20 protein-coding genes are annotated in these 25,666 nt (G+C 42.7%); 14 read left to right on the top strand and 6 right to left on the bottom strand.

The window, feature by feature from the left end; genetic code table 11:
* Positions 1 to 88: 88 nt before the first annotated feature.
* Complete coding sequence (locus tag RDN79_RS12035; protein WP_308573231.1) at positions 89 to 1,012, bottom strand: FimB/Mfa2 family fimbrial subunit; 924 nt, start codon at positions 1,010 to 1,012, stop codon at positions 89 to 91.
* A 599-nt stretch (positions 1,013 to 1,611) separates the two neighbouring features.
* The gene (locus tag RDN79_RS12030) at positions 1,612 to 2,535 is read right to left on the bottom strand and encodes a FimB/Mfa2 family fimbrial subunit (protein WP_308573231.1); all 924 of its coding nucleotides are present in this window, start codon (positions 2,533 to 2,535) and stop codon (positions 1,612 to 1,614) included.
* Positions 2,536 to 3,701: 1,166 nt separating this feature from the next.
* Between RDN79_RS12030 and RDN79_RS12025 the strand changes: the two genes are divergently transcribed.
* From RDN79_RS12025 to RDN79_RS11975, 11 genes are all read left to right on the top strand, one after another.
* Positions 3,702 to 5,756 (top strand): response regulator, encoded by a 2,055-nt coding sequence (locus RDN79_RS12025; protein ID WP_298549931.1) that lies wholly within the window; start codon positions 3,702 to 3,704, stop codon positions 5,754 to 5,756.
* 406 nt (positions 5,757 to 6,162) lie between these two features.
* Positions 6,163 to 7,323 (top strand): hypothetical protein, encoded by a 1,161-nt coding sequence (locus RDN79_RS12020; RefSeq protein WP_298549932.1) that lies wholly within the window; start codon positions 6,163 to 6,165, stop codon positions 7,321 to 7,323.
* A 635-nt stretch (positions 7,324 to 7,958) separates the two neighbouring features.
* Complete coding sequence (locus tag RDN79_RS12015) at positions 7,959 to 9,338, top strand: hypothetical protein (RefSeq protein ID WP_298549933.1); 1,380 nt, start codon at positions 7,959 to 7,961, stop codon at positions 9,336 to 9,338.
* Positions 9,339 to 9,376: 38 nt separating this feature from the next.
* Positions 9,377 to 10,321: a FimB/Mfa2 family fimbrial subunit gene (locus RDN79_RS12010; protein WP_298549934.1), complete on the top strand. Its 945-nt coding sequence runs from the start codon at positions 9,377 to 9,379 to the stop codon at positions 10,319 to 10,321.
* 19 nt (positions 10,322 to 10,340) lie between these two features.
* Positions 10,341 to 11,459: a fimbrial protein gene (locus tag RDN79_RS12005; RefSeq protein WP_298549935.1), complete on the top strand. Its 1,119-nt coding sequence runs from the start codon at positions 10,341 to 10,343 to the stop codon at positions 11,457 to 11,459.
* A gap of 47 nt (positions 11,460 to 11,506) precedes the next feature.
* A complete protein-coding gene (locus RDN79_RS12000) occupies positions 11,507 to 12,760 on the top strand; it encodes a fimbrial protein (RefSeq protein ID WP_298549936.1) in 1,254 nt (417 codons plus the stop codon).
* Positions 12,761 to 13,204: 444 nt separating this feature from the next.
* The gene (locus RDN79_RS11995; protein ID WP_298549937.1) at positions 13,205 to 13,852 is read left to right on the top strand and encodes a hypothetical protein; all 648 of its coding nucleotides are present in this window, start codon (positions 13,205 to 13,207) and stop codon (positions 13,850 to 13,852) included.
* 5 nt (positions 13,853 to 13,857) lie between these two features.
* Positions 13,858 to 14,520, top strand: coding sequence for a hypothetical protein (locus RDN79_RS11990; RefSeq protein WP_298549938.1), 663 nt, complete (start codon positions 13,858 to 13,860; stop codon positions 14,518 to 14,520).
* Between the two features lie 289 nt (positions 14,521 to 14,809).
* Positions 14,810 to 15,946 carry a hypothetical protein gene (locus RDN79_RS11985; protein WP_298549939.1) on the top strand — a complete coding sequence of 379 codons (1,137 nt, stop codon included), beginning with the start codon at positions 14,810 to 14,812 and terminating at the stop codon, positions 15,944 to 15,946.
* A gap of 25 nt (positions 15,947 to 15,971) precedes the next feature.
* Positions 15,972 to 17,534: a hypothetical protein gene (locus RDN79_RS11980; protein WP_298549940.1), complete on the top strand. Its 1,563-nt coding sequence runs from the start codon at positions 15,972 to 15,974 to the stop codon at positions 17,532 to 17,534.
* A 52-nt stretch (positions 17,535 to 17,586) separates the two neighbouring features.
* Complete coding sequence (locus tag RDN79_RS11975) at positions 17,587 to 20,460, top strand: fimbrial protein (RefSeq protein WP_298549941.1); 2,874 nt, start codon at positions 17,587 to 17,589, stop codon at positions 20,458 to 20,460.
* Between the two features lie 434 nt (positions 20,461 to 20,894).
* Here RDN79_RS11975 and RDN79_RS11970 read toward each other — a convergent pair whose 3' ends face one another.
* Together RDN79_RS11970 and RDN79_RS11965 are read right to left on the bottom strand one after the other, a co-directional pair.
* Positions 20,895 to 21,176: a Txe/YoeB family addiction module toxin gene (locus tag RDN79_RS11970; RefSeq protein WP_298549942.1), complete on the bottom strand. Its 282-nt coding sequence runs from the start codon at positions 21,174 to 21,176 to the stop codon at positions 20,895 to 20,897.
* On the bottom strand, positions 21,158 to 21,409 hold the full coding sequence (locus tag RDN79_RS11965) for a type II toxin-antitoxin system Phd/YefM family antitoxin (RefSeq protein WP_298549943.1): 252 nt from the start codon (positions 21,407 to 21,409) through the stop codon (positions 21,158 to 21,160). Before RDN79_RS11965 ends, RDN79_RS11970 begins: the two co-directional genes overlap by 19 nt.
* A 366-nt stretch (positions 21,410 to 21,775) precedes the next feature.
* Here RDN79_RS11965 and RDN79_RS11960 point away from each other — a divergent pair, with 366 nt between their 5' ends.
* The 3 genes from RDN79_RS11960 to RDN79_RS11950 all read left to right on the top strand — a co-directional run bounded on the left by RDN79_RS11960 (position 21,776) and on the right by RDN79_RS11950 (position 24,254).
* Positions 21,776 to 22,333 (top strand): DUF3575 domain-containing protein, encoded by a 558-nt coding sequence (locus tag RDN79_RS11960; RefSeq protein ID WP_008154165.1) that lies wholly within the window; start codon positions 21,776 to 21,778, stop codon positions 22,331 to 22,333.
* A gap of 8 nt (positions 22,334 to 22,341) precedes the next feature.
* Positions 22,342 to 23,808 carry a DUF3868 domain-containing protein gene (locus tag RDN79_RS11955; RefSeq protein ID WP_298549944.1) on the top strand — a complete coding sequence of 489 codons (1,467 nt, stop codon included), beginning with the start codon at positions 22,342 to 22,344 and terminating at the stop codon, positions 23,806 to 23,808.
* A 101-nt stretch (positions 23,809 to 23,909) separates the two neighbouring features.
* On the top strand, positions 23,910 to 24,254 hold the full coding sequence (locus tag RDN79_RS11950) for a hypothetical protein (protein ID WP_298549945.1): 345 nt from the start codon (positions 23,910 to 23,912) through the stop codon (positions 24,252 to 24,254).
* Between the two features lie 182 nt (positions 24,255 to 24,436).
* Here the strand turns inward: RDN79_RS11950 and RDN79_RS11945 are convergent, their stop codons facing one another.
* Complete coding sequence (locus tag RDN79_RS11945; protein ID WP_298549946.1) at positions 24,437 to 25,066, bottom strand: thiamine diphosphokinase; 630 nt, start codon at positions 25,064 to 25,066, stop codon at positions 24,437 to 24,439.
* Complete coding sequence (gene pnuC / locus RDN79_RS11940) at positions 25,050 to 25,664, bottom strand: nicotinamide riboside transporter PnuC (RefSeq protein ID WP_298549947.1); 615 nt, start codon at positions 25,662 to 25,664, stop codon at positions 25,050 to 25,052. The genes RDN79_RS11945 and pnuC overlap by 17 nt, the downstream gene beginning before the upstream one ends.
* Positions 25,665 to 25,666 lie beyond the last annotated feature (2 nt).

Below are 25,666 nucleotides of genomic sequence, written 5' to 3'. Positions count from 1 at the left end.
ACGGAGAATCGCCTATTTATAAAAAAGCGGCGCACACTCGGAACCATCCGAATGTGCGCCTATTGCATATAAAAAATTGAGGGTCGAATTATCCGACTGTAACGTACTGAACAACAGTGCCCCAGTCTGAAACGTTAATATTGATATTGTTGCGTGAAAGGTCAAAAACGATATTCGTTTGTTCTCCTTCGTTTGCAGCCACGTTCTCTGAGTTTTTGACATTTTCGGAAGAAAGCACCAAAACGTCGTCTCTATAAAGCTCTATCGTCATATTTTCGGCCGGTAAAATAGAGAAAGTGCCTGTAGTCAAGTTTCCGCTCTCGCTTAAAGTAGCCGGAATGACATATTCGATATCTTGGCCTGTCAATTCACCGTTGCAGTTGAAAGAACTTTTGGTTCTCTTGATTTTATAATAATAATTGCCTTCTTTAGAATCAAATACCTTTAAAACTCCTTTTGTCAAGATCGACATGGAAGAAACTTTGCGTTCGATCTTTAATTCCTGTGCAGTCGCTTTTGTGGAAGAACGGTGTAGAACGATTTGTCCGTAGAACAGGTCTCCCGGCAGATTGTTGGCGACGCCATTGTTTTGTTTCAGGCTGACCTGCAGGTCTGAGATGATGTTGGCCCGGTTCATGTTGCTGATTTCTTCGTTTTCGATTGAAAGGCCGGCCCATGCGACAACTGTGATCTTGTCGGATCCCGGACAGCTTATTTCGACCGGTTTCACCTGCAACAGATAGTCTTTGTCTACCGTGATTTGTTTGTAGAAGTCATTGTTCTCATCGAAAACATAGAGCGTAGTGCTTTTTACGTCTCCTTTGGCTGTGATATCCGAGTTTTCAGAATAAGCTTTCAGGATTACGGAAAAAGGAACTTCCGTTTCCAGAGGAACTCTTTCATCGATGATTGCAGTGGAATCGCTATCGGCTGAACAGCTTGCGAAAGACAGGACAACGGACAAAGTCCAGAAAGAAAACAAACAATTTGTGGAAATTTTACCCTTTTTCATGACCCTAATTTTTTTATATGCTAATTAATACCCTATACTCTCGAAGGAACTTCTTCAGGTTAAGACCCTCATCGAAACCTCTGTCCCTTTTTGATATTGCAAATATATCACGGCTTTTTGGAAGCCGCAATAGTTTTGTGTGTAAAATATGTTAAACGAATCAAAATAGCGGGAAAATATATCAGATATGTTGCTAAAACTATCATACAGGGTTGTATAAGTCTCGTTATTGCTTGTGTATTTGATAGTATCTCGACCTTAATGAAGTTTCCTTTCTTTCGTATAAACCGTATGGTTTTTGTATATTATGTGGGTTTTTGTTGTTTGATGGGATTGCTATGAGGGGTAAATGTGTTATGTAGAGTGCTAAAAGTGTCAAGCGGATTGTGATGGTTTGTGTTTGTATCATTATGATATGTATTTATATCATTGGTGCGAAAGTGTATTCGTGCAGTTAATCTTAGCATATTTTATAAGTTGTGATAGTATCAAATATGTTGGTATTCCTATCACGGAGAATCGCCTATTTATAAAAAAGCGGCGCACACTCGGAACCATCCGAATGTGCGCCTATTGCATATAAAAAATTGAGGGTCGAATTATCCGACTGTAACGTACTGAACAACAGTGCCCCAGTCTGAAACGTTAATATTGATATTGTTGCGTGAAAGGTCAAAAACGATATTCGTTTGTTCTCCTTCGTTTGCAGCCACGTTCTCTGAGTTTTTGACATTTTCGGAAGAAAGCACCAAAACGTCGTCTCTATAAAGCTCTATCGTCATATTTTCGGCCGGTAAAATAGAGAAAGTGCCTGTAGTCAAGTTTCCGCTCTCGCTTAAAGTAGCCGGAATGACATATTCGATATCTTGGCCTGTCAATTCACCGTTGCAGTTGAAAGAACTTTTGGTTCTCTTGATTTTATAATAATAATTGCCTTCTTTAGAATCAAATACCTTTAAAACTCCTTTTGTCAAGATCGACATGGAAGAAACTTTGCGTTCGATCTTTAATTCCTGTGCAGTCGCTTTTGTGGAAGAACGGTGTAGAACGATTTGTCCGTAGAACAGGTCTCCCGGCAGATTGTTGGCGACGCCATTGTTTTGTTTCAGGCTGACCTGCAGGTCTGAGATGATGTTGGCCCGGTTCATGTTGCTGATTTCTTCGTTTTCGATTGAAAGGCCGGCCCATGCGACAACTGTGATCTTGTCGGATCCCGGACAGCTTATTTCGACCGGTTTCACCTGCAACAGATAGTCTTTGTCTACCGTGATTTGTTTGTAGAAGTCATTGTTCTCATCGAAAACATAGAGCGTAGTGCTTTTTACGTCTCCTTTGGCTGTGATATCCGAGTTTTCAGAATAAGCTTTCAGGATTACGGAAAAAGGAACTTCCGTTTCCAGAGGAACTCTTTCATCGATGATTGCAGTGGAATCGCTATCGGCTGAACAGCTTGCGAAAGACAGGACAACGGACAAAGTCCAGAAAGAAAACAAACAATTTGTGGAAATTTTACCCTTTTTCATGACCCTAATTTTTTTATATGCTAATTAATACCCTATACTCTCGAAGGAACTTCTTCAGGTTAAGACCCTCATCGAAACCTCTGTCCCTTTTTGATATTGCAAATATATCACGGCTTTTTGGAAGCCACAATAGTTTTGTGTGTAAAATATGTTAAACAGCTCAAAATAGTCGGAGAAAATATCACAAATGGGGTTGTGAGTCTCATTTTGCATCGTAAAACTATTAAATATCATCTGCTTTTTGAAAGAATCGCCTCTTGTTCTGTGGCTGGTGAAAATATCACAAGCATGGCTGATCCTCTCATTGCTCGACTTTGCTTTCTGTCTTTGTCGCTTGGTGGGTGAAAATATCAAACGAGTGTGTAAGAGTATCACGGGGGAGGCTGTCCGAAAACTTGGTCATAGCTTATGTTATGATTTTAGGCACGGATTTCACGGATTACACGGAAAGGATAAAGAAAAATCCGTGAAATCCGTGTAATCCGTGAAATCCGTGCCTAAAAGAAAGCATAACAAGAGTTCTCGGACTGTCTGGGGGCAAAACGATCAGTCCTTCCGTTGTAGCGGCTGATTGCTTGATGCCGGCCGGCTTTCTGAAGCCTTATCATCAGATTGCTTCTTTACATTATATATATGTACGCGTAGAAACCGGAAAGAAAAAAAATGGCGCACACGCGGAACAATCCGGATGTACGCCTATGCATATAAAAAATTGAGGGTAAAATGAATCAAATGAAATATTTTCCTTTATGGACAACTCTTTTAGAGAAGCTTCGTCTGAAAAGTCCCTATACATATGATACTATCCTACTTTTTGAAATCAAGAAGCATTCGTTTGAATCTCTGTCCATTATTCTTGCACAAAAGTAAAATGAGTTTTTCTGTTCTACAATAATACGCGCGTAAAATATGTTAAATGTATCAATATATGGGTATTCGTATCAATCCGGACAAGGCCGGAGCCTTCTATATTTACTTGCCTCTATCGTTTGAAATTTAGATGATCTTATCCCTTTGTGACAGTCCTGCCGATGCAAAATACAATGATTATCATGATATTTTTGAAAAATAATTAATGTTAAATGTATCGTAAGAGAAATATTTTTGCCATCTTTGTGGTGTAAAACTTCTAATTACAGACGGATGTTTAATAAATGCATATAAATATGAAGAAAAAATCTCTGTTCAGGAGGGTGAGTGGAGTATTGACTGGCCTTTTTCTCAGTACTTCATTAATCTTAGCTGCCAATGAAAATGGAAAACTATTCGAGAGTGAGACATTGATTGTAGTGGTTGCCCTACTGCTTTTCTTTGTCCCCCTGTTTTTTTACGTGAGGAAACTGCATTCCGGCATGAGCGACCGTTCGGATCGGATCATAAAGGAAAACGTCGCGCTTGAAGGTCAGAACAAGGAAATGAATGCCCGAAACGAAAACCTGAATGCCCGGAACGCAGAACTTAATACCCGGAATAAGTCGCTGGAAGGGCAAATCGAGCAACATGAAGAAAAATACCGGGCCTTACGGAAGCAGAATGACGATCTGGCGCACGCCAATGGTGAATTGGTCCGGAAGAATAACGAGCTGGAATTGACGATCTCCACTCTGAATAATAATAAGAAAGAGTTGGAACAACTCATCGTCACCAAGATCAAGGAAAACGATACGATCCAGCGCGAGGCCGCCGACAAACTTGCCGAAGCGGAAAACCGCCTGAAAGACGCCGAGAGCATCCACGACAACTTCTTTATCGAGACGATCCACGAAATGCGCACCCCGCTATCCTTGGTGTTGGGTTCCCTTGCCCTGGTGGTGCAGAACGACGATCCGGGGAAAGACATGTCTACCCAGTTGCTTTCGGCCTACCGTAATACGCTTGCCATGCAGGACCTGGCGGACCAGCTGATCGGTACGCGCCGTTCGAACGATGTCGCCAACTACCTGCGCATAGCCCGTTACGACATGGTCGAGATTGCCCGCCAGATCTGCGATATCTTCGTCGATTGGGTGGCCATGAACAACGTCGATTTCCGCATCAACACGCAGACGCCCGCCCTTTGGGTCTGGTTGGACCGCCGCAAGATGGAGTTCGCTTTGCGTATGCTGCTGTCGAATGCCTTCAAAAATACGTTTGCCTATGGGAAAGTGACGCTCGACATATCCGTCGTGAGTGAAGACGGCAAAGCCTACAGCGCGGTAGTCGTGACAGACGAGGGCCTGGACGAGGACGAAAGCGCACGCCGCGGCCTGAAGCAGATCGTAGACATGGCCGACGCGATAGGCGGTAAATACCGGAGCGAATCGGATAAGAACGGCACCTCCTACACGATCATGATCCCGCTCGGCAAACAACATCTGTTGGACCGCCGTGTCGAATTCGTAGAACCCGAATCGGACCTGGTCAAGCTCAACGCCCGTCAGAAAGAAGAGATTGCCGAACTGATCCAGGTGATCCCGCAAAAGAAGGAAACCGGCAAGAAGCTCCTGGTGATCGACGACAGCGACCAGATCCGCTGGTTCCTGAAGCACGTCTTTAACAAGGAATACCAGATACTGGAAGCCCGCAACGGGCAGGACGGGATCGACGTCGCCTTGAAAGAGGAGCCGGACCTGATCCTTTGCGACGTCATGATGCCGGTGAAAGACGGCTACGAGACCTGCCGCGAAATCAAGCGGGAGCCCAAGATGGCGCAGACGCCTGTCGTGATGTTGACGGCCAAAGTCGAGAGCGAAGACGTGATCACCGGTATCGAAGCCGGCGCGGACGATTACATCACGAAACCCTTCGACGTGGAAATCCTGCGAAGCAAGATCAACAGCCTGATGAAGAAACGCGACGATATGAAACGCTACTTCTCTGCTTCTTCCGCCACTTCGAAAGATGAAGACAGCACGCTGCCGACCAACCCGTTCATGGACGCCGTCGTCAAAAACATAGAGAAACACCTCGATGACTCTACTTTTGAAGCAAAAGTACTCGCAGACTCATTGAATATGAGCCTGCCGACCCTGTACCGCAAGATTAAGCAGTACTCCGATCTGAGCATCCTCGAACTGACGCGCAACATACGACTGAAAAAAGCCGCCGAACTGCTTGCCAGCCAGCAATACTCCGTCCAGGAAGTCGCTGAAATGGTAGGATTCAACGATACAGCCACATTCCGCAAACGCTTTACCGAGCAATACGGAGTTACGCCTTCACAATACGGGATTCCAGTTTAACCGCTGGACATCCCGTCATTTTGGACAATTAGTCACACTGCATTCTTACCCTGTTCTATTTTATAATAAGAATACAAGTGCCATGAAACTGAAAAAATCTCAAAAAAGGGTGCAAATAAATCAAAATGACGACTTAGAGTTTTACCGATTATTTTTGATAGTCACGCCCCTAACACCTCTTTTCTTTTTCCACCATCTTTGCAATGTCGAAAGACAAAAGCCCGAGACGATGAGATGGATAAAATGAGGATTGTATGATTCGTAATCGTATAATAAAGAATTAGCCGATGGGAAGATGAACAACAAAAGCACAACAGTCGTTCCGAACAACTCAGTAAGCTATAGGGTAAGAAAAAATAATAATCATTATAAAAACGAATTTATTAACTTTTTAATTTAGAAGAATATGAAACTAAGAAATTTAATGTATGCGACTATGATCGCATGTGCGTTCGCTTCTTGTTCGAAGGATGAAGTGATTGACAATGGACCGGATGCTAAGGGAGATGCTTCTTTGACGATTGATCTTGGTGTGAAGTCTACAAAGGCAATTAATATTGAGGCTGGTTCTGAAACTGCCGTGAATGATATTAATATCTTTTTGCTTGAGCAGGGAACAGACAAGGTTATTAATCGTGTCCATCTTACTTCGGGAATTGCGTCGGAATATACTTACACTTTTGACAACCTGGAAGTAGGTCAGAAGCTTTATTGTGTAGGTTATGCTAATTTTGGTAAAGAAATGGAAAGCGTGCCAGTGAGTGAAGTAATTAATGTTACTAACAATATTGGGGGAACAAACTTACCGATGCACGGTCTTTCTACAGATGTAACAATTGAAACAGGAGAAAATAATACAACGTTGACTTTGGTTCGTGACTTGGCTCGTGTAGAGTTGGTTAAACTGACTTTGGATATGAATCAACAGGGAAGTGAAAATGCATTTACTGCCGGTACATTTAAATTTGATTTTATCTCAGCATCTGTAAACAGAGCTCCCAAAAGTTCTACGGTTACTTTTGCGAAACGCGGTGAAAGTTCTGCAAGATCTTATGCTGTAGGAGATGATTTTGTTGGTGGTTTAACTGATTGGACATGGAAATCTTTGACGAATGATGAAACTCAAAGTAGTTATAAAGTAGCTGATGAAACTGAATCTTGGGCTATATATACTATAAATACAACAGAAACAGAGGTGACCGTAACAAAACCGAGTTCTATTGTATTCTATGTATTGCCTAATGAGGCAACAAAAAGCGGTGAGACATATTCGAATACCAATCCTACCGCTTTTACGCTTAACGGAACAATGAAAGTGGAAGGTGCTGTACGTGACGGTCAGACTATTAATAATACATATAATAGTTTTTATAACATAGAGATTGGTAAAGAAGGTACGATTACTGGGCAAGTCGCTGGTGCTGGTATTCTTCCTAATAAGAACTATAAGATTTCTTTAGCTGTTGCCGGTATTGGTGGTGGTGTAGGTGGTGAGAGACCTACTCTGAAAGTCAAGACTGTGGTTGAGGACTGGGATGATGTTACTCAGGTTGCTCCTGTTCAATAATAACCTCTTAAATAACAAAAGAGTGCTTCCCTCCCCGGGAGCACTTTTTTGCATTTATACAAGCGAGCTCTCTGTTGAGTGACGATTAACAGTGTTTTTACATACTTTTACAATAAAAACAGATGCTTTTTTTATCAACCATACTGTCGGAAATGGCAAGAGTAAGCACAATAGATGTGGAACACCCGGATGTTGGCGAAACGTACACCCGGATGTTTGAGGCTGAACATGGGGATGTAGGGATGGCCGACATCCCCATGTTTAGCGATATTTGTCGCTTATTTGTATGATTTTCAACGGTCTATTGGCTGTTAAAGGCTGTCGGTTCGTGCGCTTTTCACCGGGTGTGACAGTTGTGATAGAGGTGTGATAGATGAAATGCGGTTGCTGTCACTCGCTTAGCGATTGAGTATGAGGCGGCTAAGGCCTCGGAGTGATAGAGTGATAGAGAATCTTGGAAAATAAAACTTTGTTGGTGTATATCGCAGGATAAGAGCTAAAACTATCACATGGGCAGTTTGATAGATTCGTCTATAAACAACGAGAGAACTACCTATCTTTTCCGTTTTATTTGTAGCCTATCTTTGTATTGTGATTATTCTATAAGGTAAAAAAACAAAATAATATTTATATCTATGAAACTGAAAAGTTGCTTTTTGATAACATTAATGGCCTGTGCATTCTTTTCATGCTCGGACAATGACGACCCGGTGAATCTGACGATAACGCCTGTCGTGCCGGATGCAACGTTGTCACTGGCTGTCCAGACGGATAATAGGGTAAAGACGAAAGGCGGATTTATAGAAGGCGATGCTGCCGTTGAGGGAAAGCCCACTTGGGATTTTGAAGTGAAGACGTTGACGGCGGTGATCTTTAATCATGGGGCATATCCTGCTGAAAGCAATATTCTTGAAGGTCGTATTGCTGCCATTTTCACGCAGAACTATACGAATCCTGCAAATGAAACTGTAATTGAGGGAGAAGTGAAATCCGGGGACATTCATTTGTTGCTGATCGCAAACTTGGATGCCGGTGTATTGGAAGAGTTGACAAATTCGGTCAACAGTACCGACCCGAATAAACGTTTGAGTGTAGAAGGCGTGCTTGAACTTGCAACGCCTCTCTCTTCCGAAACGGACGACAAGGGACTTACGATGAGTAGTGCCGTATTGCCGCTTAAGCTTGTTCCGGGGATAAACTTCGTGGGATTTGGAGAAACAGGTGCATTAACAGTGGAAGGCTATGGCACAGGAACAGAAATCTATGGTAACAACCCCGTTGTTCTGACCCGTACGGTTGCCGCCATCAATCTGAAGGGCGTTTTGTTGCCGGAGACACCGGATAAAGGAAATTCGAATTATAAAAATGTAAGTTTTACATTGGATTCTGTTTTTGTTGCCAATGTGAAGAGTACGGCCGGGATCGGAACGTTTGGTGATGTTAAAACCATCGAACAGGCACCGTTGAAAGATGGAAAAATTGATCTTACATATTATTTAGCTCCTGAAAAATATGCTCTCCATACCGGTACCTATAAGACAGGAGTGGCTACAGGCGATGATTCAATGTTACGGGCTCTGGAGTCAGCTATAACAATACAAGCTGGGACAGGAACGAATGTAAATCTTGATTGGGAGAACATTAATATTCCTCCCTTCTATGTCTACCCGAACCAAAATGGTGAAATAGATGAAACAGGTGAAACAGGAAAACATAATTACACCTTGTTGGTCCTGAGAGGTACTTATATCTATAAGATCGGTGATAGCGAACTGGTTACCGAAAACAACCGCTACTACACGGTTATCATCAATGATAAGAATCAGGGCGGAACGATCGACGGTAGCGGCGAACACTATGTCCATATCCAGCGCAACACCAAATATAACGTGACCGTGCAGATATTGGGTTCCGGTTCGAATGATCCGTTCACTCCTGCCGCTTTCGCGCATGTAGCAGCACAGGTTAAGGTGGCAGACTGGAATGTGATTGACATCAAAGAAGATGTCGATTGATGTGGAATAGGGTAATAATAAGATATAAATATAGCATTATGAAACATATAACATGTATGAAACAGTCTCTTTTGCTGGCGGCAGGTGCGCTTGCAGTCATGCTCACCGGTTGCATCAAAGATGATCTGGCTGAATGTAGCAAACTGACGTTGAAGGTCGAAGGGCTGAACCGCACGGATATCACGGATATCACCAGTCTGGGATTGGTGGAAGATGCCACCCTATATATCTTCGATGAAAACAAGAAATTGCTTGAGACACGTAATCTGGATAAAGATTTCATCCTGTCGAAAGAAGCCATCAGGCTGGATAACTATCCGGACCATACGAAACTGAACATCGTGGCCTGGGGGAACCTCAAAGGAGGCAACCAGTCGGTTACCGACCCGAAGCAGCTGGAAGACCTGAAGGTGCAGCTGAAAAGTTCGGAAGACGGGTTCGCACAATCTCCCGACAGCCTCTATTTCGGGACGAAAGAAGTGACTTCGCTCGGCAGCGGCATCGTCGGTGGAGACGGCCAGGTGGTGATCCGCCTCAAAACCGGGACTTACACGATCAAGACCTCCGGCCTGAACAACGCCTTGAAGGCTTACGGGTTGAGAAGCGCGTCGGATTTCGATTTTTATATCAACCGCACCTTGAGCGTGTATGACAACGCCGGTTCGCTGGATGGCGACAGCGTCGCCTACAATCCTGAAGGCACTTACGACACGGCGCAGGAATGGTTGACGACGGGCGTTATCGACCAAGATCAGTTTGGCGGTAAGCAGAACTCCTTTGCCGGTGAAAATCTCGGCGTGTCGATCACCAGCAAAGACGGCTCGGTCAACAAGACCGTTTATGTGGACGACAATGGCGATCCGTTCGAAATTCCCGAAGGCGGCCGTTTGGACGTGCTGCTCCTGTTCGGCGAAGACGGCACCATTTCGGCCAAGATGCGTATCACTCCGTGGGGAGTAGTCGAAGAGGATATGATATTTTAATCTCTAAAGAAGTACAGATATGAAAATAAGAAATATAATAGCAGTCGGTTTGTCGTTGTTCGCCTTGGCGAGCTGTTCGAAAGACAGCCAGCCGGTGAATGTGAAAGACCTGAAGGATGCGAAACTGAATATCTCGGTGAAAGCTTCTGCTTCGGGGACGACGAAGGCGGATGGTGACAATAATGCCCTTTCCGGCGAGACAAATATAAATAACGTGGCGGTTCTTTCATTTACCGCCGACGGTTCGCAGATATTGGCCGATCCTTATTGGACGGACGGCATGTCTGCTTCCGGCGGAGAAGCCACCGTGCTGAACGTCCCGACAAAAGCGACGAATGCCATCATCGCCATCCTTGCCAATGTCCCGGCGAACGCTTTCAGCGGAGTGACTTCCTACAGTGATTTCCAAGGCCGTCTGGCGCAGCTGTCCGACCAGTCGCAGTCAAACCTTGCCATGAGCGCCCAGGTGATTGCCTCCAACGACCGGTTGGATGAAGGCGATAACTATATCGGATATGCGACGCAGACCAACATCAACAATATCTCTTCCCCATTGGAACTGACCCGTCTGGCTGCCCGCATCGAACTGAGGAGCGCATCGACCGATTTCGGAACGAACAGCAGGTTGAGAGGGCGTACCGTCCGCATCAACAGCATCTATTTCGCCAACCGGAAAACCGCCTCCCGTTTTGCCAGCACGGCTTACTGGGGCGCAGTAATGGTCGACGGGAATACGGATAATAGTGCTGCTGTCACTTTGGGACAGGACCTTCCGCTCTCCGGAACGCCTTTCTACCAGTATGTGATGGAAAATACGGACAGCAGCAATCCGACACAGCTTGTCGTGAACGCTACCATCCTGGCGAACGCCGACTACCAGGCAGAAACAAAAGAGTTTGCCGCTACCATCAATGAGAACGGGGTCGTATTGAAAGGGGATCCCCATAAGTATGTGAAACGGAATTACATCTACCGCCTGAACATCACTTTCGGCCCGAACAGTTTCGAAGGCATCGACATCGATGACCCGACCCCTCCTGATCCTCCCACACCCCCGACCCCTTCCACAGGTGGCTTGAGCGTGAATGTTGAAGTCGTAGGATGGGGCCCTGTCAACCAGGAAGCAGTAGTAAAATAGCGAGAGGGTAAAATAAATAAAGTATAAACGATTAAAATAATAAAGGGATGAAACTACGGAATATTTTTTTAGCAGGTTTGGCAGTTTGCACGATGGCAAGCTGTTCGAAGGACGACGATGCGAATGGCCCGGCTGCTCCCGTTGATGCATTGGTGTCATTTGGTGTAACAACTGAGGTTATGACAAAAGCTAATGGACACGAAGTTGAAGCAGATGGAGGTGAAGAAAATGAAAAATTAGTGAATCAACTTACAGCCCTGATCTTTGATGAGAGTGGTAAGTTGGTCGGACGTGGCGATACTATACGGAAGGAAGGTGTTACTGAGTCTATTGATAAGATTAAATGTATTACCATCAAGGTCGCTTCTTCTGATGGTGTGAGTGCCTCTAACGAAACGTTTACAGCCGTATTGGTTGCAAATGTGAATGTTTCGACTGTCGCTACATTAGCAGCATTTGAAGAACAAAAGACGCTTACGATCGATAACTATACACGTTCCAAAATGGCTGCAGGAACCTGTTTCTTGCCGATGGTAAAGAAGGTGAAATTCTCAGGAGTGAAACCTTTAGGTGAAAATCATACTGAGAACTGGATAAATAATGCTACAGGAGAAACTGTTGTTGCTGTAACTCAGGGAACTGCTTCTACTAACGCTGTTGTTTTGGAGCGTTTGGTGGCTCGGGTACAGTTGGAAAAAGTCTCTGTTAATTTTGCTGGTGGTAATTATAAAGATGCAACTTTCGATTTGAAAAAGGTCTTCTTGGCAAATGTTCCTTCGACTTCTCCTTTAGGCAGTATCGGAGAGGAGAATGCAGCCGCTTTATGGAAAGGTTTCCAATCTGCTTCTTGGGAAGTAAAACAGTATTTGATCATACCTGATAATGATAATAATGTTAAAAATGAATTGGCGAAAGATTTGAATATTACCCATCTTTCTATGGTGTCTGCAAATGGACATACTTTTAATACAGATAAACCTGTATTTTATGCATTTGCTTATAATGGAACTAAAAAAGCAGCAGGTGATGGTATTACACAAAACTACGAAACCCGTTTGATTTTGGAAGGTGATTTCAAACTTAATAGCTCTGCAACAGCTCAAACACGTCACTTCCATGTTGTTTTAAATAGGGAAGGTGAAAAGAAGGTGTTACCTAATTATATGTATAAGATCACAGTTAATATCACCGGTGAAGGTTCTCCTAACGAAGATGAAATCTTGCTGAACGCCCATGTTGCCGCAAAAATCGTTGTTGCCCCGTGGAACGTGATCGAACAGAATGAAGAAGATGCGAATTAATTAGCCTACAGGTTTAAATAGGGAACAGGCAATCCATTCACACGGGTTGCCTGTTTTTTTGTGTAGCAGATTTAAATAATATCATATTTGGAATATTAAGCACTTTATTATGAAACACTTTAAGGAATTATGCGTTATATTTGTGAGCATAAAGAAATAAGCGTATCTTTGTTCCCCAAATTGTAACAGATAAAAAATGACTGACTTTAAATTAAGTATAGAGACTAAAGAACTTCTGCATGAATCTACAGGGTTGGATTATAATGCATTGACCACAAGGCCTATCTCTGATATTATCGGATCCATATCAGCTATAAATAAGAAGAAGTTCAGTCATAAGGGAACAAAACATCTTTCTCCGAGAGGTTCTGTATATCTGTATTTAGGAAGGATTTTGAGTTTGGAGGACGTTAGACGGATCATTTGTAAATATCTGAAGTAGCTTTGATACCTGAAAATGAAATAGAACGCCAGAGAGAAGCACTGTATACATTATATAATAAAGAAATCAAACCGTTAGTAGCTGAAATAGAAGCTCGGTTTGAAGAATTTCCAGAACCTTTGTTGGCGGAAATTTTTTTCTTTAATGATTATATGGCGAATGGGTATCGTGAATCCGTTACCGAAAAAGAATATGACGAATCGATAGAGTTGGCTTTGAAGCACCTGACACAGCTCAAATTATATTTGTATGTATATTTGAATGCAGCATTAGTTTTGGTGATAGAGCTTTTTGAAGAACAAACCCGGAATGTAGATTTGAATGCTATCAATGACGGCTCTTTCTTCAAGGAATATACAAGGATGAAGAAATCAGCAGAATCCAAATTGATGTTAGCAAAGGAGAGGGAGAGGTGGCTCTCTGCCACCGAGGCTTTGACTTTATATCAGGATGCTTATCAAGATTATATAAAGTTGGAGGATTTCCTCAATCTTAAAAGTTGCGAAGTGAATCGCGCCGTTTCCATGTATCATTTATCTTTCAAAAGTAAACTTTTTATTTGGATATTTCCTATATTGATATCCGCTGTCGTTTCCTTTTTTTATCCAAGCGAGGTTAAATCTTATCTTTTTTCAATTCTAAATAAATAGGGCTTATGTTGATTTTAGAAAAAAAAGATCGGGAGCGTGTGAAAGGTTTGTACCAAAGCTACAATGAGGTGGTCAAGCCGCTGCTAATCGAAGTCGAGGTGCGTTCGGGCAAAATAAGTCACGCTTTGCAAAATGAAATCAGGGCTTTTAACGATCATATAGCCCGTTGCTATTATGATTGTTCCATCGATTTAAATGATCCGGAGATGAAGCATAAAGAAATCGAGAGGCAGAAGAAAGAAATAGATAAGGCGGAGGGTCACATCCGGCGTCTGATTCTGGATTGTTTTAAACAACTGAATGCTTCTTTGTCGGATACGGTGAAAAGATATGAAAAGAAAATGAAGTATATGGATCCATTAAAAATGGGTTCTGGTACGGAATGGACTTCTTACCGTGATTTGAAGAGGTATGCGGTAAAGGCAGTTTTTACGGCTAAAATAGAAGAGTCGAAGGACACGGAAAAATCGATGAAATTGTTTGAAGAAAGCTATTTACAATACCGGAAATTGGAAATCTTGTTTGACAGGCAGGCCGGGCATATTCGTAAAGAACGCTTTAAGGCAGCGCTTGTATTCGCAAGCCGTTGTGTTTTATGGCTCTTTTTGGTCATCTTAGCCGCTATCTTGTCCGCTCTTATGGCTGACGGGCTACAGGCTCTGTTTTAATTTTCAGCCAATCTTCTGACATTTCTATTAATCCCCACGATACTATTGCATAGCCAAACCTTTCATAAATAACGGTAATTCTATTAAAATCCGTAAATCTCTCCTTTTCGCCTTCTTTCCTATCAGAATCACCTGTTTTGTAGTTATTTCTATCGCATTTAAAGGGTACGCCTCTCAATCTTTCCTCTGGTATTTTTACCTATTAATCTTGAAAGTTTCGCCTATCGCCCCCTCTTGATATTCCCCCTACTTTTGCCTTCGTAAGTTAAATGGAAAAAATATTAGGGTTATGAAACTAAAGAATATACTATCGTTTTTTTGCTTCTTGGCAGCAATGGCATCCTGCTCGATGGACGATGAGACAGTGATGAATGACATCTCTAAAGAAATAAACAGTTCTACAAGTACTTCTAAGGAAGCGTTGGTCTCTTTCCAGTTGGATATGAATGGCTTAACAACAAAATCTGTAACTGATGCAGGAACAGATAATACAGTAGATCAAGAAGTTAATAACATTGTCATCTTTTTGTTAAATGGAGACAATGTTATTGATTATGCTTTATTGAACAAAGCTGATGGAGATTTCTCGCAGTCTGGTAACGTTTGTACTCCTAAAGCCGATTTTGGTTTCCTTACAAAAAAAGTGAATACCTTAAAATTAATGGTTATAGCCAATTCTAACATCACTGCTTCAACTGTATCTAATTACACTACAGGGACACAAGTGAAAGCTGCTTCTACTAATTTGGCTGATTGTGCCAAGTTCGGTGAATCCAATATTACATGGATCTTTGCTGACGGATCTGAATATCCGGGTTATGAAAAGATTAACGGTACTGATGGCGTTTTAGCACATTCGTATGCCGTGAATGTTGCAGTGAAACAAGCCTATGCACGTGTAGAACTTGCTTCGTTTAATGTTAAGAAGCAAATCGGTTCTGATAATGTAGACGTAACATTGATGGGAGTGAAGTTGTGTAACATAAATACAAGAGGCCGAGTAGATGGAGCCGTTATCGGCCCGGTTCTTGCAGAGCCATCTGATTGGAACTTTCGCAATGGTTTGCCTTCTTGTAATACTGGTGAGGCTGAATGTTCTTCAAGCGTAGGGAAAAATATTTTAGCTAATAATAATGTATTTTTCCGGACATTTGCATACGATTATTCAAACGTGGAAGATGATAAAGAAATGTATTTGGAAATTTCTTATAAGATTGGAGTTCAATCTCAACTTCGTACAAAGAAAATCGTAATTGAAGGAAAAAACGATAATCTGAAGGCTGTAGAAGCTGGCTATATTTACCGGATTAACTTGACTGCATCAGTGAGACCTGAACAAGTAGATCTGGATGTGATCTTTTCTATCGACAAATGGATTGACGGAGGTGTATTAGTTGATGGTAATTTGACTGCGAATAGAAATTAATGTAAACGGGTAAAATTAATATATTATGAAGATAAGGAGTTTAATAGGTTGTTTAGCTGCGGTTGTAGGAATGGCAGCTTGTACCTCAGAAATGGCTGTCGATAATAAAGAACGTGTAGGACTTTCAATAGCGTTGTCTGTCGGAGGAGGAGAAACGAAAGCTGTAGGTGATGAGATAGATCCATATTATGAAGAAGTAAATGTTGTACGTTATCATGTGGCTCTTTTTGAGAATGGTAAGCGAATCGCACATGGTGAATATGGTGATGGACAATCGCAAGGTTTACAGAAAGTAGAAGGGACGGAGGGTATATCAACAGAGTATAAAGCTCATTTTGATAATATACCGGAAGGTTCTATTTCTGTTTATGTGATTGCCAACTATCCCTCGACTTGGGATTTTAATGATACCAAATGGGGTAACTTTTCAGGCTACCAGGCAGAGAGCGTCGTGACAGATCCTTTTCTTGCAGAGGAGTTAGTAAAAGTCGGTTATAAAACTTTTACAGTAGAGAAAGGAACAACTGAACTCAGGTTATCACTTGTTCAGCTATCATCTGGTATTGATATGCTTCTTACACAATCGGGAGATGCTGGTTCGATGGAAGATGCAGATGAAGCTACGCATGAATATGTTTTTCAGGATGCATCGGCAGAGAAGATGTATGATATAACCGATGAAAACGAAATTGAAGATAATATTGGTTTTGAGGTAATAAAAAGTACGATTAGTAATTATTTGACTATTAAAGATGCTAAGTATGCACGGGCATCTGCTCTTATGAATTCCAAAGGACAATGGAATGATGCAGGAAAAAAGTGGTTCAATAATGGAAAGACTGATGTATATGAAGGTGATAAAGTATATGAAAAACTTCAACCTGAACGGGGAGTTCTTTATTTTCGTGCAAAGGTGAAAGAAGACGGTAAAAGAGATTATAATGATTATCTCACAGATTTCAAGATTGTAGCTTATGGACGTGATGTCGATTGTGATGTTAAAGTTCCTGTAACAGGACTTCTGACAGGTAAAACAACGTTAGCAGGATTGAATAAAGAATCGGATATTGCAATATGGAGTAAAGAAAGGCCAGAAAATACAAAATATCAGGCTCTTACAATGTCATCCTTTAATACACGGTTTTATACTTACGAACCTGGTGAGAATGATCTCATTTTGAGTGTAGTAGTAGGTACTGGGGAAAGCAAGAATGTGTATCGTAAGAAATACAGACAATACGGTTATAAGATTTATCGGGGAAGATGGATAAATGAACCCACTCAGCATTATGCTTATGATTGGGCGGGGCAACCGGAGAAATTCCCTGTTGATGCATGGCTTAAAGTTTCGAAAGGCGGTAGAGTTATTGATGAAGGAACTGGAACGCCTATACGCACAGAAGCAGGAACCGGCGATCTGAATAATACAAAGACCTATTCATTGACAATTCCAGGATCAACAATAACGAAAGGCCATGTTTATCAAGTGAAAGGGACATATAGTCCTTCTTTCGATGTCTCTCCTGAAATTGAATGGGAAGTGATAGACATGAAACAAGTGACTGTAAATCCAGATCCATTTGAATAAGCGTATAGAGATGTAATTTCAAGAATGAATGTGAATTAAAAAAATGAGAAATATGAAACGATATAGCATACAAACCATTTTCTTTATTTGGGGTTTATTGTTGTTTGCGGCTTGCCAGGATGAAGATTTGATCAAGAAAGATGATGTAGTCGAAGGTGTCCCTGTCTCTGTAGTTTTGAATGTGTCTTCTTTTGCATTCGACAAGGTAGAGACAAAAGCCGACATGGGAACAGTTGCGGAAAACAAGGTAAATGATCTTCATATCTTTATTTTCCGTTCGGATAAGACTTTGGAAGATCAGGCGGATTTTAATAACCTGTCACAAACCGAAGGTTCCGGAAATAGCGGAAGTGTAGTGTGGCCTCGTACTATTACTTCCGGACAGAAATATATTGTCGCTTTGGCCAATGTCAATTCTGATAATATCACCGGAATCGATTATTCCGCTGTTGACGAATTTGATGATTTGAAAGAAATAGCAGCCTCGTTGAATGGTGATCTTATTCAGCGTCCTTCTACGAAAGGTTTTGTCATGAGCGGCTATTGGGGAGAAAGTTCTTCTTCTGCAACTACCAGCTTAGGTTTATGCGTTATTCCGAGACCAACTACGGAAGGAGATAAAATAACATTGACAGCAGGTAAAATCTGGTTAAGGCATCTGGATTCGAAGATAAAATTTGACATTCAATTATATGATAAGACAAATAAAGAGTTTATCCCTCGTGATTGGAAGATTGTAAATGTGCCGAAAAAAAGCAATATTATAGAGCAAACTACCGATGCCGCTACGGTAGCTGATGATTTCTTCGAGACTCCGGAAGCGAAGTTTGAAATTCTGAATCTTGAAGCTCAAAAGTATTTGGGCGGTAGTTTTACTTTTTATATGTTGGAGAATCGTAAAGCGGCATTGAATCCGATTGACGACTATGCTGAGCGTGAACATAAAAAAGACAAAGGAGGTCGTCCTGAAGATCCGTTTTTCAATGCAGATCCGCTCTCGACTTATGTGGTATTAAGAGGTACTTATTATGAATATAAGTCCAATGGAGAAATTAAATTGAGTGCCGATGTCCGCTACACAATTCATTTAGGTTATGTGAATAAGGTTGCTTCCGATTTTAACAGCGAACGGAATCTGTTCTATACTTACACTGTCAAAGTCAAGGATGTCCAAAATATTATTCTTGAAGTAACATCGAGTGAAGATGGCAAAAATTTTGAGGAAAAACAACCGGGAAGCGAAGGCGATGTTATTATTTCCGACCAGAATCTGTTGTTGGATGCACACTATGAAGTAAAAACCGTTACTTTCAAAAAGGATGCAATTTCTAATTTGTCGGTAATGGTGAGGACACCTTATGAAAAACCGACTTCGACAAGCGGGCAGTTTAAGATTGATAAAGAGAATGGAGAGGTAGTGATTGATAATCTGAATGATTATCAATGGGTCGAATTTGTAAAAAATCCATCAGAAGTAAAGACTTTTGCCGATTATACATCTGTTAAGAGCCACACGGATAATTCCTCGTATAATAACTCGGATGATCAGAGGTGCCTAAGGGATATTAAGCAGTTGTTGCGCGATCTATATACTCATCGTAATGATAATGATTTTTGGGATGCAGATGGTACAGTCACTTATACTGTATTCGTCAATGAATTTTATTATGATAAGGAACCGGCGAGTAGCAGTACTGCTCAATGGAGAGATTTTGTGAATTGCGATAACCGCCAGATGCATATATTGTGCGATACGAAATACAGTTTGGACGAACAAAGCAGTTTGACTAAATCAAATATTATGATCAATCAGCGTTCGATCAAGACCATTTATAACAAGGAACTTTCTGAAAGTGTTCTACCTACGGCATGGGGTATCGAGACGAAATGTGAAGATGGGCGTATGTATCCTAAAAGAGGTGATTATGTTGAAGGGCATTGGGAAAAAGGCAAATGGGTTGATGCTTATTATAAATGGATTTATAAAACGAATACGAAAACAAATGGACGATATAATACATTCCAATGGCTGGCAGAAGCTGGGAATTTGGGTTGGAATAATTATGTCGATTATCAAACGAATACGAATAAAAGCACAGTGACAGCAGAATATGCATGTTTTCAGCGTAATCGGGATTTGAATGGTAACGGAAAAATCGATCCATATGAAGTTCGTTGGTATTTGCCTGCAACCAACCAATATATCGGTTTATGGATCGGACAGGATGCTTTGCCTTCGGAAGCTCGATTGTTACAAAATTCTGTAAGTTCTATTAAAGATGGTAGTAATGGTACAAAAGATAATCGTTTGGAAAATCACTATTTATCCAGTAATGGTGTTCGTTTTTGGGCGGAGGAAGGTGTTTCTACCGGTTCTGAAAAATATTATGGATTTTATGTGCGTTGTGCCCGCAATTTAGGTTATGCTCACAATAACGAAGAAGAATCGGCTCCGACTTCACCTACCGATGGGGAAGTATTGGATTATGTAATTCCAACTCGCGGATTTGACAAGATCGTAACAAGTATTGATTTATCACGTGTGGATCCATCCGCATTAAGAAAGGAAATATATACTTCGATTGATTTTCATGCTGAACATAGTGGTGGAACATTGAATTATCCTCATAGTAGTTTTGTGGTTTCTGACTTGAAGAACGGTACGCTATCTTACAATAAAGATAGTGGGAGAGGGAGTCTGCCTTCTTCCTGTCCGGAGGGTTATCGTATTCCGAATCAGAGAGAATTGGCGTTGATTGCGGGATATTCTAATGCCAATATTGGAAATATCGGAGCAGTTACTTATTCGGACTTGACTTATAAGAAAGACTTGTATACGACAAGATGGAGTGGGGATGGAAAGTTTAATTGGTTAACATTGAGTGGAAACAGTGTTTCTACAGTCCGCTGTGTGAAAGATTATTAAACACTAAATAGATCAATTGTTCTCATTTTCAGTTGTAGTTTAGTATAAGAAGTAAAGAGGCTTCAGTCATAAGGTGTATCCTTGGACTGAAGCCTCTCTCTTTGTCAATGTTTTTATTTTTTACAAAAATTCCTATTTCCCCGACATCCTGTTTCGGAATGTCGGAATTTTTATCAAGCAAAGTCAGGAGCTTAATTGAAAGTTAAGTAGTGATACTTAGAAAATGTTATAAAATAGGGGCTACGCCTTCAACGTTTGTTATTTTCTAAAAGTTTTTTGTAAGCATAAGCAGAAGTACACATTGTATCTTCATATTGCAACAACAAGGGTTATCGTTTTTTCAGTTACAGTTCTTGTTGTTGTAGCCTTTATCATTTAGCCCGATTGCGTATGTCTGATATTATCACTTTGGGATGCGAGAGTATCCAATTCTTCTATTTGTCGTCATAATGACCTATGGCGGAGACGATGTAGATGGTAATGGTTTCTTCTTTTACTCTATAGATAAGCCTGTCTTTTTTATTTATTTGTCTTGACCAATATCCGGAAAGTTCATATTTAAGGGGTTCGGGCGAACCTATGCCGTCATAAGGCGTTTCCGCTAACTCCTTAAATATCCTCTCAATTCGTTTGATCGTTTTCCGGTCTCCCGATTTGTAATGGGCTGCAAGTTCTTTCTTGGCTTCGTTTTCAATTTCTATAGAATACTTTCCCATATATTATCAATATCGTTGATTTTTGTCGTATTTCCTTCGCGAATGGCTCTTTCGGCATCTCTGATCTTGTTTATCAGAGCAGAACTTGTCGACAATCTATCTGACTCGGTAATGGGGATAAGCATATAAGCCTTGTCTTTTCCTCTTTGGACAATAATTTGTTCATTCTGATCTGCCAAGTCAAAGTACAACTTTTGATTGTCATTAAATTCACGACTGCTAATAATCCTCATAAAAACCTCTCTTTCGTTTTAATCATATATCAAACTTTTGCGAATATACGGAAAAGTTTTAATCATACATCAAACTTTTGGCTGCTTTTTGTCTTCTTGATCCTTTTTATGGTGAAGCCTGTTGGATGATTTTATCGGCATGATAATATTTCCGTGTGTTAATCGGTATTTCTATCGTCCTGCCCCTTTTTCATCGGTATTTATATCAAACGCCTTGTTCTTGGTAGCTTTGCCTGTGAAACTTGAAACGTGCACCTACCGCGTAGGGTAAAGACTTATTATATTTTTGTGTCGGGATAAACTGTATTATCTCCTTTGTTGTTTAATATAGGATAGAAAAATAAAAGATAATTAAAAATGAAGTGTATGAAAAAAGTACTTTTCCTCTTTTTGCTTCTGGCCGGAATGACGAACGTCTATGGGCAGAAGTTTGCGGTAAAGTCAAACTTGCTGTACGACGCGACTGCGACGATCAACCTCGGTGTTGAGATGGGATTGAGCAAGAAGTGGACGCTGGACTTGTCCGGTAACTACAACGGATGGAAGTTCGGCGACGACATGCGTTGGAAACATTGGATGGTCCAGCCGGAAGCACGTTATTGGCTATGTGAGAAGTTTAACGGCCATTTTCTCGGGGTGCATGCCCATTATGCCGATTATAATGTCGGCGGGATCAAGTTCCTGAGTAAAAATATGGAGAATTACCGGTACCAGGGCAACCTCTACGGAGCCGGACTGTCCTATGGCTACCAGTGGCTGCTGAGCAATCGTTGGAGCATGGAGGCGGTGATCGGTATCGGATGGGCGCACCTGGACTATGATAAATATCCGTGCGCATCGTGCGGTACGGTTCAGAAGAGCGAGACGAAAGATTATTTCGGGGTGACGAAGGCTGCTCTTTCTATCATTTACTTTATTAAATAATCGGCGCTATGAAGAAAACAATGAAATTATATATGGCGGCAGCTCTGTTGGCTGTCGTTTCGCCGGCTATCCTGGCTCAGGCTCCGGTAAAAGTGGTTTGTAACGAATTGAAGCAAAAAGGAAACGAATTGCTGATCGATGCCGTGATCACGGTCGACGGCAGCCAGATCAAATCCCGTGAGAATCTCTCCCTGACACCGGTCTTGGAATCGGCTTCGCAGAAAGAGGGCTTGCCTTCCATCTTGCTGAACGGGCGGATCAGCCAGAAAGTGTACGACCGCGAGATCGCGTTGAACAATTTGCAGGATGAGCCTCGCTTCCTGGTCGTGCAGGCCGGAAAGAGCGAAAGCGTCATCAACTATAAGACGGTAATCCCGTTTGAAGCGTGGATGAAAGACGCCCGTTTCGTGCTGGTCCCGAACATGTGCGGTTGCGGCAAAGAGGCGCAGGGCACGCCGCTCGTGATAGCCGACAAGGTCCTGACCCGTCCCGACAAACGGTATGAGGTACAGCCTACCCTGGCTTATATCTCTCCGGAAGCGGAAACGGTAAAACATCGTGCCGAGGTGGGGACTGCTTATCTGGATTTCCAGGTGGGCAAATATGCGATCCTGCCGGATTTCCGTAACAATGCGGTGGAACTGGCGAAGATCGACAATACGATCAGTACGGTCGTAAACGATAAGAACATCACGCTCGAAGGCATTATCCTGAAAGGTTTTGCTTCGCCCGAAGGCAGCTACAAGTCCAATACGGTCCTGGCCGGCAATCGTGTGAAAGCGCTTTCCGAATATATAAGGAAGAAGCATGACTTCAAACCGGAGCTTTTCACGCTGGAAAACGGTTCCGAAGATTGGGAAGGCCTGAAAGCGAAAGTGGAGGCCGACCGGAGCGTCCCTTCGCGGGAGGCTGTGCTGGCTATCATCGACAGTAATGACGACCCGGACAAGAAAGACGCCAAGCTGGCAGCTCTGGACGGAGGGGCTCCTTACCGGTATGTGTTGAAGAATATCTATCCTTCGTTGCGCCGTTCCGACTACCGTGTCGCTTACCAGGTGCGTTTCTTTACGGTTGAGGAAGGCCGCGAGATTATCAAGACGCGTCCGCAGCAGCTGAGCTTGAGCGAAATGTTCGCGGTGGCCAACAGCTACGAGATCGGCAGCAAGGACTATAACGAGGTGTTCGAGATTGCGGTCCGCATGTACGGCGATGATCCTGTCGCCAACCTGAACGCAGCCAATATCGCCTTGTCGAAACACGACCTGGAGGCAGCCCGTACGTATCTGGCTAAGGCTGGCAACAGTCCCGAAGCGGTACATGCCCGCGGCGTGTTGAATCTGCTGGAAGGAAACCTGGATGAGGCAGGAAAGTTGTTGGAACAGGCAAAAGCTGCCGGAGTGAAGGGGGCAGCGGCCAATTTGGACGAATTACGTAAGAAAGAGGCGGATAATCAACTGTTTGATAGTTTTGAGTAGCATAATTGATACTTTTGCATGGTAGCGGATATATAGTTAGCCTGTATCTTTGCGGTAAAAGTTTGCATATAAAAGATTGAGGATTTTAAAGAATTAAGATTATGGAACGTATAGCAGATGTCGAAAATGTTTTGATGAATGAGATAGACAACCAGCATGGTGTCTACTTATATCTCGAAGGTAATGCATGGTGCGCGTATGAACGTTCTGCTTATTATCTGGCCAGACTGAATGTGCCGGTGGTATTACAGAAAGAAGTAATCCGCGAGGGGTACGATGTGGTTTTGTTAAAAGCACTGTTTGCGGTGGATGACATGTGTTTGCCGCTTGCTCCCAAAACGGAGTTGAAAAGGGTGGCAGATGACAAGTTGCAGTTCCACATCTATGACAGTATTGATGGTTTTCCCGAATGGAAAGCTTCTCAGTTGAATAAGTTGCCTGCGTGACAGGTGGTTGATTCGCATTTTTATTAAACAGCCGTGAGGCTTGAATAAATACTAAGTTGTAAAATTGAGGGTGTATTTTGTCCCGAAGGCCGATCGCAAGATCCCCTTCGGGACTTTTTTAGTTCTAAGAATATTTGAAACATACAAATGATGATTTATCGGCCGAAATTGAACTGTATTATTTAGAGGGTGCGGTAAACTATGATCCGGGCGTCCGGTGAGAGGGTGACGGTGAAGTTGTTGCCTGTCGCTTCGTTTAATGTGCCTTGCCACCAAGAGGTCAGCTGGCGATTGTGGATGGGCCAACGCAGTCCGGATATCGAGATCCTGCCGGATGGGGCAAGGGAGAAAAGGGACACTTGGGTTCCGGGCTCGCTGTCCAGTGTTGTCGTTTGCTGGATAGGGGTGAAGATCCCATAATCCGATAGCATCTCTACCCGGCGGAACAGCGGGGCGTAGTCCATCAGCAGGGAGATATTGCCTAACGTATGGTCTTCGCGCAGCCCGGTAGCCCCTAAGATCAGGACTTCCTGTTGCCCGGACCGGCGGGCGAAGCGGACGGATTTTGTCAGGTCGTTTATTTCCTGGTCTTCCACGATATGGATGCGGTCGGCATAGCGTTGGCGGAAGCGGGGCGGGATGCTGTCCAGGTCGCCGACAATCGCTGTCGGAATGATGCCTGCTTTATCCAACGCCTCGACGGCTCCGTCACAGGCGATGACAACAGAGGCTTCGTGCAGGAGACGAAGCGGTAAAGCTGTTTGCGGAAAGCTGCCGTTTGCCACGACTACGCAATTATAAGGTGCTATCATTTGTTCTTATTCCTTTCTTTTTCCATGTGTATAATCCGACTGCCGCCAATATGGCGTAGCAAATATAGAGAAACATTGTGGGATAAAGTCCACGCAGGCAATAAAGATAGACGGAGACGCAGTTAACGATGATCCAGAATATCCAGTGTTCGACGATCCGGCGTGCCAGCATCCAGGTGGCGACGATCCCGACAGCAGTGGTAAAAGCATCGCCTGCCGGGATCGGCGAATCGGTGAAATGATGCAGGGCATAATAGAGCAACGCAAACAGGACGACAATGGAAAAACTGATCCCGGCAAAAAGACGGGGCGTCATGTCGCGGTAGAGGATCACCTCCTGGGGAGCTGCTTCTACGGCTTCCGCTGTTTGTTCTTGCCCGCCCCTGCGGCGTGTCCATTGCCAGAAACCGTATATGCTGATGGCTACATAATAGATGTTCAATCCCATATCCGCATATATCTTTGAAAAGAAAAAGACAAAAACATAGACAAGGGAAGTCAGGAAGCCGACGACCCACATGGCGCGATGCTGCCTTATCTCCAGAAAGAGATAGAGCAGACCGGTCAGTACTCCGAAATATTCCAGTAGTTGTTCCATTG

It is taken from the genome of uncultured Parabacteroides sp., assembly GCF_902493135.1.
Lineage (GTDB): Bacteria > Bacteroidota > Bacteroidia > Bacteroidales > Tannerellaceae > Parabacteroides.
The sequence above is the reverse complement of the archived record's forward strand: the minus strand, read 5'-3'. Positions and strand labels throughout refer to the sequence as shown.